The 14057-nt window shown below is 55.5% G+C and carries 15 protein-coding genes; 11 read left to right on the top strand and 4 right to left on the bottom strand.

Translation table 11 applies throughout. The features are described 5' to 3' along the window. The first annotated feature begins 24 nt into the window (after positions 1-24). The 4 genes from qseE to glnB all read left to right on the top strand — a co-directional run bounded on the left by qseE (position 25) and on the right by glnB (position 3942). Positions 25-1458 carry a two component system sensor histidine kinase QseE/GlrK gene (gene qseE, locus RW65_RS06655; protein WP_197058870.1) on the top strand — a complete coding sequence of 478 codons (1434 nt, stop codon included), beginning with the start codon at positions 25-27 and terminating at the stop codon, positions 1456-1458. Next, positions 1458-2195: a two-component system QseEF-associated lipoprotein QseG gene (gene qseG / locus RW65_RS06650; RefSeq protein WP_039055912.1), complete on the top strand. Its 738-nt coding sequence runs from the start codon at positions 1458-1460 to the stop codon at positions 2193-2195. The genes qseE and qseG overlap by 1 nt, the downstream gene beginning before the upstream one ends. Next, the gene (glrR, locus tag RW65_RS06645) at positions 2192-3529 is read left to right on the top strand and encodes a two-component system response regulator GlrR (protein ID WP_039055911.1); all 1338 of its coding nucleotides are present in this window, start codon (positions 2192-2194) and stop codon (positions 3527-3529) included. Before qseG ends, glrR begins: the two co-directional genes overlap by 4 nt. Positions 3530-3603: 74 nt before the next feature. Beyond that, positions 3604-3942 carry a nitrogen regulatory protein P-II gene (glnB, locus tag RW65_RS06640; protein WP_002438074.1) on the top strand — a complete coding sequence of 113 codons (339 nt, stop codon included), beginning with the start codon at positions 3604-3606 and terminating at the stop codon, positions 3940-3942. A gap of 37 nt (positions 3943-3979) precedes the next feature. Here glnB and hmpA read toward each other — a convergent pair whose 3' ends face one another. After that, the gene (hmpA, locus tag RW65_RS06635) at positions 3980-5170 is read right to left on the bottom strand and encodes an NO-inducible flavohemoprotein (protein WP_039055910.1); all 1191 of its coding nucleotides are present in this window, start codon (positions 5168-5170) and stop codon (positions 3980-3982) included. 103 nt (positions 5171-5273) lie between these two features. On the opposite strand from hmpA, the gene RW65_RS23145 reads away from it, so the two are divergent. Further along, the gene (locus tag RW65_RS23145; protein WP_286133775.1) at positions 5274-5408 is read left to right on the top strand and encodes a hypothetical protein; all 135 of its coding nucleotides are present in this window, start codon (positions 5274-5276) and stop codon (positions 5406-5408) included. A 76-nt stretch (positions 5409-5484) separates the two neighbouring features. After that, complete coding sequence (gene glyA, locus RW65_RS06625) at positions 5485-6738, top strand: serine hydroxymethyltransferase (RefSeq protein WP_039055909.1); 1254 nt, start codon at positions 5485-5487, stop codon at positions 6736-6738. 53 nt (positions 6739-6791) lie between these two features. Here the strand turns inward: glyA and RW65_RS06620 are convergent, their stop codons facing one another. Next, a complete protein-coding gene (locus RW65_RS06620) occupies positions 6792-7652 on the bottom strand; it encodes a nickel/cobalt efflux protein RcnA (RefSeq protein ID WP_039055908.1) in 861 nt (286 codons plus the stop codon). Positions 7653-7792: 140 nt separating this feature from the next. On the opposite strand from RW65_RS06620, the gene rcnR reads away from it, so the two are divergent. After that, positions 7793-8065: a Ni(II)/Co(II)-binding transcriptional repressor RcnR gene (gene rcnR, locus RW65_RS06615; protein ID WP_039055907.1), complete on the top strand. Its 273-nt coding sequence runs from the start codon at positions 7793-7795 to the stop codon at positions 8063-8065. A 105-nt stretch (positions 8066-8170) separates the two neighbouring features. After that, the gene (locus RW65_RS06610) at positions 8171-9313 is read left to right on the top strand and encodes a 3-phenylpropionate MFS transporter (protein WP_039055906.1); all 1143 of its coding nucleotides are present in this window, start codon (positions 8171-8173) and stop codon (positions 9311-9313) included. Here the strand turns inward: RW65_RS06610 and csiE are convergent. Next, on the bottom strand, positions 9310-10587 hold the full coding sequence (gene csiE, locus RW65_RS06605; RefSeq protein WP_039055905.1) for a stationary phase inducible protein CsiE: 1278 nt from the start codon (positions 10585-10587) through the stop codon (positions 9310-9312). The two genes, RW65_RS06610 and csiE, sit on opposite strands and share 4 nt — an antisense overlap. 123 nt (positions 10588-10710) lie before the next feature. On the opposite strand from csiE, the gene RW65_RS06600 reads away from it, so the two are divergent. Together RW65_RS06600 and RW65_RS06595 are read left to right on the top strand one after the other, a co-directional pair. Continuing rightward, positions 10711-11349, top strand: coding sequence for a DUF1007 family protein (locus RW65_RS06600; RefSeq protein ID WP_039055904.1), 639 nt, complete (start codon positions 10711-10713; stop codon positions 11347-11349). Next, on the top strand, positions 11340-12320 hold the full coding sequence (locus tag RW65_RS06595; protein WP_039055903.1) for a nickel/cobalt transporter: 981 nt from the start codon (positions 11340-11342) through the stop codon (positions 12318-12320). Before RW65_RS06600 ends, RW65_RS06595 begins: the two co-directional genes overlap by 10 nt. Before the next feature lie 39 nt (positions 12321-12359). Here the strand turns inward: RW65_RS06595 and suhB are convergent, their stop codons facing one another. Beyond that, positions 12360-13163, bottom strand: coding sequence for an inositol-1-monophosphatase (suhB, locus tag RW65_RS06590; RefSeq protein WP_039055902.1), 804 nt, complete (start codon positions 13161-13163; stop codon positions 12360-12362). Positions 13164-13280: 117 nt separating this feature from the next. Here suhB and trmJ point away from each other — a divergent pair, with 117 nt between their 5' ends. After that, a complete protein-coding gene (gene trmJ / locus RW65_RS06585; protein ID WP_039055901.1) occupies positions 13281-14009 on the top strand; it encodes a tRNA (cytosine(32)/uridine(32)-2'-O)-methyltransferase TrmJ in 729 nt (242 codons plus the stop codon). Positions 14010-14057: the final 48 nt, after the last annotated feature.

The following is a 14057-nucleotide window of genomic DNA, read 5'->3' as shown; positions in this document are numbered from 1 at the left end:
ATCGACACTTGCGAGAGTACTGTATTGAAACGCTGGTCAGTTTTCCCCCGCTCGCTTCGCCAACTGGTTATGATGGCGTTTTTATTAATTCTGCTGCCGTTGCTGGTGCTCGCCTGGCAGGCATGGCAAAGCCTGAACGCACTGAGCGCGCAGGCGTTGCAGACTAACCGAACCACGCTGGTTGATGCGCGTCGCAGTGAAGCCATGACCAACGCCGCGCTGGAAATGGAGCGCAGCTACCGGCAATACTGTGTTCTGGATGACGCTACCCTTGCGCGCGTTTACCAAAACCAGCGCAAGCGCTATAGCGAAATGCTGGATGCCCATGCGGGCGTCCTTCCCGATGAGAAACTCTACCAGTCCCTGCGCCAGCATTTAAACGCCCTTGCCCAGTTACAGTGTAAAAATAGCGGGCCCTCCGCTGAGGCTTCCGCGCAGCTGGAAGCTTTTGCCGCAGCCAATACCGACATGGTGCAGTCAACGCGCGCGGTGGTCTTTTCCCGCGGGCAGCAGCTACAGCTGGAGATTGCCGAACGCGGCCAGTTCTTCGGCTGGCAGGCGCTGGTGCTGTTCCTGCTAAGCCTGGCGCTGGTACTGCTGTTTACCCGCATGATCATCGGTCCGGTGAAGAGTATTGAACGGATGATTAACCGCTTAGGCGAAGGGCGCACCCTGGGCCGTAGCGTGGTGTTTAAAGGACCGCGCGAATTGCGTTACGTCGGCGAGCGGATCATCTGGCTGAGCGAAAGGCTGGCGTGGCTCGAATCCCAGCGCCATCAGTTCCTGCGTCATCTTTCCCACGAACTTAAAACTCCCCTTGCCAGTATGCGCGAGGGGACGGAGCTGTTAGCCGATCAGGTTGTCGGGCCGCTGACGCCGGAACAAAAAGAGGTGGTGGAGATCCTCGATGACAGCAGCCGCAATCTGCAAAAATTGATTGAACAGCTGCTCGATTACAACCGCAAGCTTGCCGAGAGCGCGGTGAAGCTGGAAACCGTGGAACTCGCGCCGCTGGTCGAAATGGTGATCTCAGCCCACAGTTTGCCTGCACGAGCTAAAATGATGCATACCGATGTCGCCCTTGATGTGGCGACCTGCCAGGCCGAACCCCTGTTACTGATGAGCGTGTTGGATAATCTTTACTCCAACGCGGTGCACTATGGCGCTGAATCCGGTAACATTTCGCTGCACAGCTTTATTGCCGACGCACGACTCTGTATTGAAGTGGCAAATACCGGTACGCCAATACCTGAACCGGAGCGTGAAATGATCTTTGAGCCATTTTTTCAGGGCAGCCATCAGCGGAAAGGGGCGGTAAAAGGTAGCGGGTTAGGGCTGAGCATTGCCAGAGACTGCATTCGCCGTATGCAGGGCGAGCTTCATCTGGTGGCAAGCAGCAAAGCCGATGTCTGTTTCCGTATTGAGTTACCCCTTAATGCGCCGGAAAAATCCATTTAATGAATCTAAATCTGATAAGTATGTCGCATGTTTCTTCTCGCGTGATTAACGCGGTTACACAGCAACGCGCCTGGCTTCGCGTGCTTCCCTGCCTGCTGCTGGCAGCGTGCGCAGCGCAAAAGCCGACCAGCGAGATTCACGACGCACGGGAAGAACAACTTCCTGTACATCAACTGGCTGATTTCCTCTCCACAGATTGCGATGATATCTGGTCGCTGTCCGGGCACAACGTCGACAATAACCCGCTTTACTGGCTGCGCGGTATGGATTGCGCTCAGCGCTTATCGCCCGCTGTGGCGCGCGCCGAAGCGCGTTCATGGTCTGACGAAAGCTGGCAGGCAACTTTCCGCCGCGGGATTTTGCTGTCGAATGCGAAAATTTCGCCCCTTGAGCGCCGTGATTACATCGAGCGGCTGGACGTGTTAAGCCCGGCTATTTCGCCGCAGGTTCGTCCATTGTTTCAACTGTGGCGCGATGGCGAGAAAGCGCAACTGCAGCTGGCGGAAGAGCGTTCACGCTACGCGAAGTTGCAGCAATCCTCCGACAGCGAGCTGGACAACCTGCGCCAGCAGAAACAGTTCCTGCGCGAACAGCTGGAAACCACCACGCGTAAGCTGGAAAACCTCACCGATATCGAGCGCCGTCTTTCAACACGCAATAAACCTGCCGCCACCGATCTGCCGGACAGCGCCCACCCGGCGAAAAGCGACGGGACTCAGGAGGATGTGAAACCATGATCAGTCGTAAACCTGCCCATCTGTTGCTGGTGGATGACGATCCGGGTCTGCTGAAACTGCTGGGGCTGCGCCTGACCAGCGAAGGTTATAGCATCGTGACTGCTGAAAGCGGCCAGGAAGGGTTGCGTATTCTCGGGCGGGAAAAGGTCGATCTGGTGATAAGCGATCTGCGGATGGATGAGATGGACGGCATGCAGCTGTTCGCCGAGATCCAGCGGGTACAGCCGGGCATGCCGGTAATTATTCTGACGGCGCACGGCTCCATTCCCGACGCGGTAGCGGCTACCCAGCAGGGCGTATTCAGCTTTCTGACCAAACCGGTGGAGAAAGAGGCGCTGTACAAAGCGATTGACGAAGCGCTGGAGCACAGCGGATCTGGCGTGGACGATGGTTGGCGCGAAACTATCGTTACCCGCAGCCCAATCATGCTGCGTTTACTGGAGCAGGCGCGAATGGTGGCGCAATCGGACGTCAGCGTGCTGATCAATGGCCAAAGCGGCACCGGGAAAGAAGTGCTCGCCCAGGCGATTCATAACGCCAGCCCGCGCAGTAAAAACGCCTTTATCGCCATCAACTGCGGCGCTTTACCGGAGCAGTTGCTCGAATCCGAATTGTTCGGCCATGCGCGCGGTGCCTTTACCGGCGCGGTCAGCAGCCGCGAAGGGCTGTTTCAGGCGGCGGAAGGCGGTACGCTGTTCCTGGATGAGATTGGCGATATGCCGATCCCGTTGCAGGTTAAACTGCTGCGCGTGCTGCAGGAGCGCAAAGTTCGCCCGCTGGGCAGTAACCGCGATATCGACATTGATGTGCGCATTATCTCGGCCACCCATCGCGATCTGCCAAAAGCGATGGCGCGCGGGGAGTTTCGTGAAGATCTCTACTACCGCTTAAACGTGGTGAGCCTGAAGATCCCGGCGCTGGCGGAACGGGCAGAAGATATTCCCCTGCTGGCAACGCATCTGCTGCGCCAGTCGGCGGAAAGGCATAAACCTTTTGTCCGCGCCTTCTCTACCGATGCGATGAAACGGTTGATGACCGCCAGCTGGCCCGGCAATGTGCGCCAGTTGGTGAACGTTATTGAGCAGTGCGTGGCGCTAACCTCGTCGCCGGTGATCAGCGATGCGCTGGTTGACCAGGCGCTGGAAGGGGAGAATACGGCGCTGCCGACCTTTGTCGAGGCGCGCAACCAGTTCGAACTGAACTACCTGCGTAAGCTATTGCAAATCACTAAAGGCAATGTCACGCATGCCGCGCGGATGGCCGGACGCAACCGCACCGAATTTTATAAATTGCTCTCCCGCCATGAACTGGACGCCAACGACTTTAAAGAGTAATGGCAAAATGATTATGGTACTGTGAGCAACCGATTACGATGCAGCCGACTGGCAAAAGTGTGTAAGGAACGACGATGAAAAAGATTGATGCGATTATTAAACCTTTCAAACTGGATGACGTACGTGAAGCACTGGCTGAAGTCGGCATCACCGGGATGACGGTAACAGAAGTCAAAGGTTTTGGTCGTCAGAAAGGCCACACGGAACTGTACCGTGGCGCTGAGTATATGGTGGATTTTCTGCCGAAGGTGAAGATTGAAATCGTCGTCACCGACGACATCGTGGATACCTGCGTGGACACCATTATTCGCACCGCCCAGACCGGTAAAATCGGCGACGGCAAGATTTTCGTCTTTGACGTCGCGCGCGTGGTGCGTATTCGTACCGGCGAAGAAGACGACGCCGCAATCTGATTTTTCTCCCTCACCCCGCAGGGTGAGGGAAACGCCTTTACAGCACCTTATGCGGGCCAAAGCATTCGTAGTGAATCTGCTCTTTATTGACGCCAAGCTCCACCAGCTGTTGTGCGGCAAACTGCATAAAACCGACCGGGCCGCAGAGATAAAACTGCATCGCCGGGTCGCTGAATGACCCCTCCAGCGCTTTTAAATCCATCAACCCTTCGCTCTGATAGCGGCCAGAATTGATGTCCGTTGCTAACGGCTGTTGATACCAGACATGCTGGTTAAAATGGCTCAGGGAGGCACCCAGTTTGCTGACTTCATCGACAAACGCGTGCACTTCGCCATTCATCGCGGCATGGAACCAATTGACCTGCGCGGCATGCTGCGCTGCTGCCAGGCTATCGAGCATTGCCAGCATCGGCGTTTGGCCGACACCGGCGGAAATCAGGGTGATCGGCGTGTCGCTTGCCACATCCATAAAGAAATCCCCGGCGGGAACGGCCAGATGCACAATGTCGCCTGGCTGCGCGCTATTATGCAGCCAGTTTGAAACCTGGCCGCCCGCTTCGCGTTTCACGGCAATGCGGTAGCTTTTGCCGTTAGGCTGACGGGTCAGCGAATATTGGCGGATCTCCTGATTGGCGAAATCGTCCGGTTTCAACCAGATACCAAGATACTGTCCTGGTCGGTAGTCAGCGACAGGTTGGCCGTCGACGGGTTCGAATTCAAAACTGGTAATCAACGCGCTCTGCGGCGTTTTCGCTACCAGGCGGAAGGGGCGAGTACCTTGCCAGCCGCCGGTTTTTTCGGCATGTTCGCTATAAATTTGTGCTTCACGATTGATAAATACCCCCGCCAGCACGCCGTAAGCTTTGCCCCAGGCATCGAGTACCTCCTGGCCCGGGCTGAACATCTCATCCAGCGTCGCCAGCAGGTGCGCGCCGACAATGTTGTACTGCTCCGGCTGGATCTGGAAGCTGGTGTGCTTCTGCGCGATCTTCTCCACTGCTGGCAGCAGCGCGGCCAGGTTATCGATATTACTGGCGTAGGCGGCAATGGCGTTAAACAGCGCTTCACGCTGATCGCCGTTGCGCTGGTTGCTCATATTGAAGATCTCTTTTAATTCCGGGTTATGACTAAACATCCGGTCATAAAAATGTGCGGTGAGTTTAGGGCCGGTCGCCGCTAATAAAGGGAGAGTGGACTTGACCGTAGCGATGGTTTGAGCGTCGAGCATAGAGCTTCCTTTTTTTCAGAACATTTAAAGTTGTATTTTAAATGCATCTTATAGCGCAATAAGCGGGGTTGTAAAGAGCGTACAATGTAAAGGGATTCATATCATGAATAAGTTGCATCACAAACCTGAAAAGAAATCCGCTTTCACCGTTCACGGCATCATCGCTGAAACCCTTACCTGGCTTGAAGCCAATCGTTTGCGTAAAAACCTTTGTCAAGACCTGTTATCAGGTTATTAATCAGTTATACTGTGAGCCGTTCCCCACATTGGGCCCTCGTTAAGAGTCGTTTTGTTAGCTGAGTCAGGAGATGCGGATGTTAAAGCGTGAAATGAACATTGCCGATTATGATGCCGAACTGTGGCAGGCTATGGAGCAGGAAAAAGTACGTCAGGAAGAACACATTGAACTGATCGCCTCCGAAAACTACACCAGCCCGCGTGTAATGCAGGCGCAGGGTTCTCAGCTGACCAACAAATACGCCGAAGGCTACCCGGGCAAACGCTACTACGGCGGTTGCGAGTATGTCGATATCGTTGAGCAACTGGCGCTTGACCGCGCGAAAGAGCTGTTTGGCGCCGATTACGCCAACGTGCAGCCGCACTCCGGTTCTCAGGCTAACTTCGCGGTATACACCTCTTTGCTGCAGCCGGGCGATACCGTGCTCGGCATGAACCTGGCCCACGGCGGCCACCTGACGCACGGTTCTCCGGTGAACTTCTCCGGCAAGCTGTACAACATCGTACCTTACGGCATCGATGAGACCGGCCATATCGATTACAACGATCTGAATGAGCAGGCGCAGAAACATAAACCGAAAATGATTATCGGCGGCTTCTCCGCCTATTCCGGCGTGGTTGACTGGGCGAAAATGCGCGAAATCGCCGACAGCATCGGTGCGTATCTATTTGTTGATATGGCGCACGTTGCCGGTCTGGTCGCCGCTGGCGTCTATCCGAACCCGGTTCCCCATGCCCACGTAGTGACTACAACGACGCATAAAACCCTGGCAGGCCCGCGCGGTGGTTTGATTCTGGCGAAAGGCGGCAGCGAAGAGCTGTACAAAAAATTCAACTCCGCCGTCTTCCCTGGCGGCCAGGGCGGCCCGCTGATGCACGTGATCGCCGGTAAAGCGGTTGCGCTGAAAGAAGCGATGGAGCCTGAGTTTAAAACCTACCAGCAGCAGGTAGCGAAAAACGCCAAAGCGATGGTAGAAGTGTTCCTGAACCGCGGTTACAAAGTGGTTTCCGGCGGCACGGACAACCACCTGTTCCTGCTGGATCTGGTGGATAAAAACCTCACCGGTAAAGAAGCTGACGCCGCACTGGGCCGCGCTAACATCACCGTTAACAAAAACAGCGTGCCGAACGATCCGAAAAGCCCGTTTGTCACCTCTGGTATCCGTATCGGCAGCCCGGCCGTTACGCGCCGTGGTTTTAAAGAAGCGGAAGTGAAAGAGCTGGCTGGCTGGATGTGTGACGTGCTGGATAGCATCAATGACGAAGCCGTTATTGAGCGCACCAAACAGAAAGTGCTGGATATCTGCGCCCGCTTCCCGGTTTACGCGTAAGTTAATCCTCTCTCAAAACAGCCCGCATTTTTTAATGCGGGCTGTTTTACATCCTATTGCAGCCCGTGGTAGCCGTGAATCGCCATATAGACGCCGACCAGCGCAATCAGCGCGCTGGAAAAGTAGGGCGCTTTACGTGCCAGCCGGTTAAAACCTGACCAGCGCTTTGCCGCTTGCTGTACGCTGATAGCTGCGCCAACCCCGACCGCGACGAGAGTCAGCGCCAGACCAACACTAAAACTCACCACCAGCGTAGCGCCTAAGGTAATGGCTTTAAGCTGGATACAGATCAGCAAAATAGTAATCGCTGCCGGGCAGGGGATCAGGCCGCCGGTCAAGCCAAACAGCAGGATCTGCGCGTTAGTCACCTCTCCCCCGGTAAAGCGTCGCTCAATATCCCGCGCGTGCGCCCGCTCATGGGCATCCTGATACTCCTCTTGTGGCGTCACTTTTCGCAGGGAGAGAATTGTTGGCTGGGCGCTCATTCTGGCCGGTTGCGCTGGTTGAAGCACCAAACGGGGAGCGGAATGCGTATGCCCACGATCGGCATGATGATGCCCCGCCAGCCAGCCGCGTTCGCCTTGCCAGGTACGCAAAAACATCCATATCGCCGTCGCAAAGATGATCGCTGCTGATACCATTTGCAGCCAGGGTTCAACGGCCTGGGCGGTGAATTTTTGGCTGAGGTACATCCCACCGAGGGCAATCATCCACACCACCAGCGTATGGGACAGCGTGGCGGCAAGCCCGAGCATAACGGCCTGTTTAACCGTACCTTTAATGGCAATGATAAACGCCGCCATCATGGTTTTGGAGTGCCCCGGTTCGAGGCCGTGCAGCGCGCCGAGCAGGATGGCGCTCGGAATAAAAAACCAGGCGTTCCCTTGCTGAAACAGCGTGGTGAAGTCATGCATGAGAATAATTCTCTGTTAATAATTGTGCGCGAGAATCTACTCCCCCCCAGTAAAAAATACTACCCCCCAGTAGAAATAAACGCGCTCAGGTTGATGCATGGTATGCTTACGCCGTTTACGCACTGTCGATTGAGGTCTGTATGTCGCACACCATCCGGGACAAGAAAAAGCTTAAAGCGCGGGCGAGCAAAATAGAGGGGCAGGTTGGCGCGTTAAAAAAAATGCTCGATGAACCTCATGAATGCGCCCAGGTTTTGCAGCAAATAGCCGCCATCCGCGGGGCGGTAAATGGTTTGATGCGTGAGGTGATCAAAGGCCATTTGACCGACCATATCGTGCATGAGAATGACGAAATAAAACGGGAAGAGGATCTGGATGTGGTCCTGAGCGTGCTGGACTCTTATATTCGTTAGTCAGCGGCGTTTACAGGCATTTGTTAGTTGATGCTTGTTACCAGATTGTTTCTTGCCAGCTCCGCTATTTATCGCCAGACTATCGCCTCCATTCAGGAGGAAATCATGGTCTTGCAGTCCACGCGCTGGCTGGCGCTCGCTTATTTCACCTACTTTTTTAGCTACGGAATCTTCTTACCTTTCTGGAGCGTCTGGCTCAAAGGCGTTGGGCTTACGCCGGAAATCATCGGCATGCTGCTTGGCGCAGGCCTTATTGCCCGTTTTCTTGGTAGCCTGCTTATTGCCCCGCGCGTCAGCGATCCTTCCCGTTTGATCTCCGCCCTGCGCATTCTGGCGCTATTGACGCTCATCTTCGCGCTGGCTTTTTATGCCGGAACCCATGTGGCGTGGCTGGCGGCAATAATTATCGGTTTTAACCTCTTTTTCTCGCCGCTGGTGCCGCTGACGGATGCGCTGGCGGGCACCTGGCAAAAACAGTTTCCGATGGATTATGGCCGCGTGCGGCTGTGGGGTTCTATTGCCTTTGTAATTGGCTCGGCGCTCACCGGTAAGCTGGTAAGTCTGTTTGATTATCACGCCATTCTGCTGCTGCTGACGTTGGGGACGGCATCGATGCTGCTGGGGATGCTGCTGCGCCCTGCAATCTTGCCGCAGGGCGAAAACCGCCACCAGGACGGCGCAGGCTGGCAGGCATGGCGTTTGTTAGTGGTGCAGAACTGGCGTTTTCTGGCCTGCGTGTCGCTGCTGCAGGGGGCGCATGCGGCCTATTACGGTTTCAGCGCCATTTACTGGCAGTCGGCGGGCTATTCTGCGTCTACCGTCGGGTATTTATGGTCGTTGGGCGTGGTCGCGGAAGTGGTGATTTTTGCTTTAAGTCACCGGCTGTTTCGTCGCTTTAGCGCGCGCGATTTGCTGTTGCTCTCTGCCGTCTCCGGGCTGATACGCTGGAGCCTGATGGGCTGGACCACCGAACTTCCGTGGTTGATTGTCGCGCAGATCCTGCACTGCGGCACCTTCACCGTGTGCCATCTCGCCGCGATGCGCTATATCTCGGCGCGTCAGGGCAGCGAAGTGATCCGCCTGCAGGCGGTCTACTCGGCAGTAGCGATGGGAGGAAGTATTGCATTAATGACCATGATCGCAGGCTTCCTGTTTGAACATCTGCACCAGGGGCTGTTTTTCGTGATGGCGGTGCTGGCTATTCCGGCGATGTTCCTGCGCCCGAAAGTGGCGGCGCAGGCCGGTTAACCTTCGAGCATATCGCGGATATGTTGCTGCTGCTGCCCGCTCAACGGCCCGTCGGTGTGAATCAACGGCGGTGAGAACAGCGGCAGCGGCGTGGTGTAGGGGGTAATAATTAATGTCACATCTTTTGGCGCGCCTGCATCGCGAAATTCCGCCAGCGGCAGATATTTAATACTCAGGGGCAGCAGCGTTAATTCGCGCAGCTGCTGTTCGATCTGCTGCTCGCGCGCGCTGTCTTCCCCGGTGATGAGAACCACCTGCTTTTCTTGCAGATCGCACTCCTGCATTAGCCACGCGCCAAAAATCACCGCTACCAGGCCTGCTTCTTCATCACTAAAGCGCAGCGCGTACTCTTGCTCAAACTCTTCCAGTGCCGCGCGGGTGGTGCGCATCAAGCGCGGGTAAAGCAAATGGATCTCTTCCGGCAGGCTGTTATCAATACCAATACCGAACAAGCTGCGATCGAGCGCCTGCGCCAGATGGATATAGAGTTGGTTACTCAGGCCATGCTCGTCACTAAAGCGCAGCCCCGCCAACTGATGAAAGCGGCTAATCATGCTTTTAATAGCCCGCTGTAACCGCCTGTCCTGGGGATGTTCGTCACGTAGCGGATCCGGCGTGCGCACCAGCATAAACAGCAGCGATAAAAAGAGGTGTTCGTTTTCCGCCGGAGAGTTAACCACCCGCCGTTGCCAGTGACGCACTATCTCTTGCGCCGCCTGATACTCGGCATGAACCTGCGCCCACGCTTGCTGCACCGGGGTAAATTCTGGTGCCGGCCCGTGATGATGCTGCAATAAGCAGTATTGCAAGTAGAGGCGCAGAAACTGCGTGTCACGACATTCAAACACGCGCTGCAGGCGGCGTGAGCAGAGGTTGATTAATGCCAGCAGATTTGTGTCATCATATAACGTTCTGGCAATGCCCTGCTGTTTAAGGGCGGTTTTAAGCGTCGGGGTAAAATGATGGGTGATAAATTGCGGGCACAGACGCAGCGCGCGCCTGAGCCAGTGGAGCAGGCATAAGCGCTGATCGAGCGAAGCGCCCTCAATCCGTAGGCTGCCATTAGGATGCACGATGATAGAGAGCCGGTGGTAACGCTGGATTTCGCTTTCCATTTCTGCGATATCCTGACGGGCCAGGGCCTCGTCCACTCCATTTATCGTGCTGATATGTTCCATGGTAACTTGTTGCCCCGGCACGGCGAGCATCAAAAGCACCTGGCAGCGGCGCTGCGGACTGGAGAGCACAGATGGCGGCGTCATCACAATAGTCATCTGTCAAAATCCAGTAGGGGTTTTGATAAGCGTAGCTAAAGCTTTACACAGCGATAGTGTAGCGGCGACTCTTTCCGTCAGGATTGCCGGAGAACATCACAGAATTTTTCACGTGAGGAATTCATGCAAGGAGTTAAACAATGCGCCACGGGTTTCGTTCTCGCATTTTTATCGTTTACGGCGGCTGCGCATCCACACAGTTTTATCCGCTTGAAAACGCAGGTATTAACCGACAACCATTTTTTCACTGGTTTGAAAATGCGCTGGACGATGGATGAAATTACTTCAGCGGATCTGCTGTATGATGCGGGCGCGGCAAAACCCGGTGATGAAATATGGAAAAAGCTGGCGGCAGAAGTGATGGCCAATGTACTGGGGCAGCACTACTTTACCGAAGTGTGGCATAACGGGCAGAAGATAAAATTTCTCAATCGCCCCACCGAGTACGGTATGGAGCGGGTAGGGCACCAGGCGGTGCTGACCTTTATTTTACCCCTCGCCGAGCCGCAGCCGCTTTCGGGTCAACAGTATCGCTTTTCCACTTTCGATCCCACTTACTATGTCGACATGAGCTACGAAAAAGAGAGCGATGTGACGCTTTCTGCCACCGCGCCACAAAATTGCACGCTGGCGCTGCATACCCCTCAGCCCGGCGAAGAGGTGCTGAATTATGCCCAGTCGCTGGATAAAGCCGATGCGCCGGAGGAAGACCGGGAACTCGGCAAACAATTTGCGCAAACGGTAACCCTTACATGCCCGTGACCCATCGCGTGAGCGCGCGAAAACGACGCGTAATCCCCTGGTGGCCGCTGGCGCTGTTTGCGCTTTGCGCGCTGATTGCCGCACTGTGGCTGTGGCAGGCCTGGCCGCAGGTGATGCTCAAAAGCATCATCTGGCAGCGCGAAGTGAATAGACAAATGAGCGGCTTATTGCAGGCGGTAGCGGAAAATCCCCAGCAGGCGGGCGGTGCGCTGCTGCTGTTCAGCTTTGTTTATGGCGTGCTGCATGCCCTCGGGCCGGGTCATGGTAAAGTGGTTATCACCACCTGGCTTGCCACCCATCCTTCAAAACTGAAACCGGCCATTGGCTTAACCCTTGCCTCTTCTTTATTACAGGGCGTAGTGGCGATTGTGCTGGTCACGGTCGTCTTAACGCTATTGGCGCTTCCCGCGCGCCAGCTCCATCTCAGCAGTTACTGGCTGGAAAAGGGCAGTTACCTGCTGGTGGGCATGCTTGGGCTGCTGCTGTGTGTCAGAGCGCTAAGAAAGCTTCGCGCCCTGCTGAGTGCGCCGAAATTTCGCGCCTTTACGGTGCAGCACGAGCATCATGAAGGCTGCGGTTGTGGGCATCAACATCTGCCCAATCCAGCGCAACTGCAGAGCGGCGAAGAGTGGCGCGCGCGGTTGATGATTATCTTATCAATGGGCATGCGTCCCTGTTCCGGGGCGATTATGGTGCTGCTGTTCAGTAAGGTGATCGGTGTATTTGCATGGGGTGTGGCGTCGGCGCTGGTAATGGCGGCAGGCACATCTCTGACCATCAGTTCGCTGGCGTTACTGGTGCACGGTTTTCGTCAACTGGCGGTGAAATTAAGCGGGCATCGCGCGCCGGTATTGTGGCGACAGGTCGGCTGGACCACGCTGGCGCTGGCGGGCGGCGTGATACTTATTGCTGCGGCAGTGGTGATGTGGATAAGTGCATTACCGCCGGGTGGCGGACTGCGGCCTTTTTGACAGTACCCGGCGGCGAATGGCTGCCGGGCACTCACAGGCTTAGCGTTTCAGCGCGTCGCTCAGTTCGTCACGCATATTCGCCAGCATTGATTTCACTACGCGCGGGTTACCGGCAACGATATTGCCGCTCAGCATGTAGTTATGACCACCGGTGAAATCGCATACCAGACCGCCCGCTTCACGTACCAGCAGCTCACCGCCGGCAAAATCCCACGGCTTGAGGCCAATTTCAAAGAAACCGTCTACGCGGCCAGCGGCAACGTAGGCCAGATCCAGCGCAGCGGAACCGGTACGGCGGAAGTCCGCGCATTCGCTAAACAGTTTACCGACGATATTGATATAGGTGGCAGCGTGTTGTTTTGCTTTGAAGGGGAAACCGGTCGCCAGAATCGTACCGTCCAGGTCGCGAGCGGTGCCGCCGCGCAGACGGTAGCCGTTCAGCTGTGCGCCCTGACCGCGAGTCGCGGTGAAGAGTTCGTTACGCATAGGATCGTAAACCACAGCGACTTCGGTGCGGCCTTTAATACGTACGGCGATGGATACCGCGAAGTGCGGCAAGCGTTTAATAAAGTTGGTGGTGCCATCCAGTGGATCGATAACCCATTGAACATCCTGGTCTGTGCCTTCAAGCTCACCACTCTCTTCGGTGATGATGGTGTGTTGCGGGTAAGATTTGCGGATTGTTTCGATAATCAGCGCTTCGGCGGCCTTATCGACATTGGTCACGAAATCATTGCTGCCTTTCTGGCTGGTTTCTACGTTATCAGGCGTTTCGTAGTTTTTGGCAATTAAATTACCCGCCTTGCGCGCAGCACGCACGGCGATGTTCAGCATCGGATGCATCGGTCTCTCTCACTGGATGTTAAAGAACGGAAAACGGCGCACATCATAGCAGCGAATTCGGAATCTGTCTTTGGTTTATGATAGTATGCGCGAATATTCTTTAGCCGTTGAAAATCTATGCTGCAAAATATTCGAATCGTACTGGTAGAAACCTCCCACACCGGCAACATGGGCTCCGTTGCCCGTGCTATGAAAACCATGGGCTTGACCAATCTCTGGCTGGTGAATCCGTTGGTAAAACCGGATTCGCAGGCGATCGCCTTGGCCGCAGGTGCCAGCGATGTGATTGGCAGCGCCAATATCGTCGATACGCTGGATGAAGCCTTAGCTGGCTGTAGCCTGGTGGTGGGCACCAGCGCGCGCTCCCGCACGTTGCCATGGCCAATGCTCGATCCGCGCGAGTGCGGTATTAAAAGCGTTGCCGAAGCGCAACATGCGCCGGTCGCGCTGGTATTTGGTCGCGAACGTGTGGGCCTGACCAACGAAGAGCTGCAAAAGTGCCATTACCACGTTGCGATTGCCGCCAACCCGGAATATAGCTCGCTGAATCTGGCGATGGCGGTACAGGTTATTGCCTATGAAGCGCGTATGGCCTGGCTGGCAACCCAGGAGAGCGGCACGCCGACTGAACCTGAACAGACGCCGTATCCGCTGGTGGACGATCTCGAGCGGTTCTACGGTCATCTGGAACAAACCTTGCTGGCGACGGGTTTTATCCGTGAAAACCATCCCGGCCAGGTGATGAACAAACTACGCCGTTTATTTACCCGCGCACGCCCGGAAAGCCAGGAGCTTAATATCCTGCGCGGTATCCTGGCGTCGATTGAACAGAAGCATAAACAGTAGTGTGATAAGGGCGGGAAAAACGCCCTTTTTCGACCTAAGCCTATGAAA

Source organism: Enterobacter sp. Bisph1 (genome assembly GCF_000814905.1).
Lineage (GTDB): Bacteria > Pseudomonadota > Gammaproteobacteria > Enterobacterales > Enterobacteriaceae > Kosakonia.
This window is presented reverse-complemented; position numbering and strand designations above follow the sequence as displayed.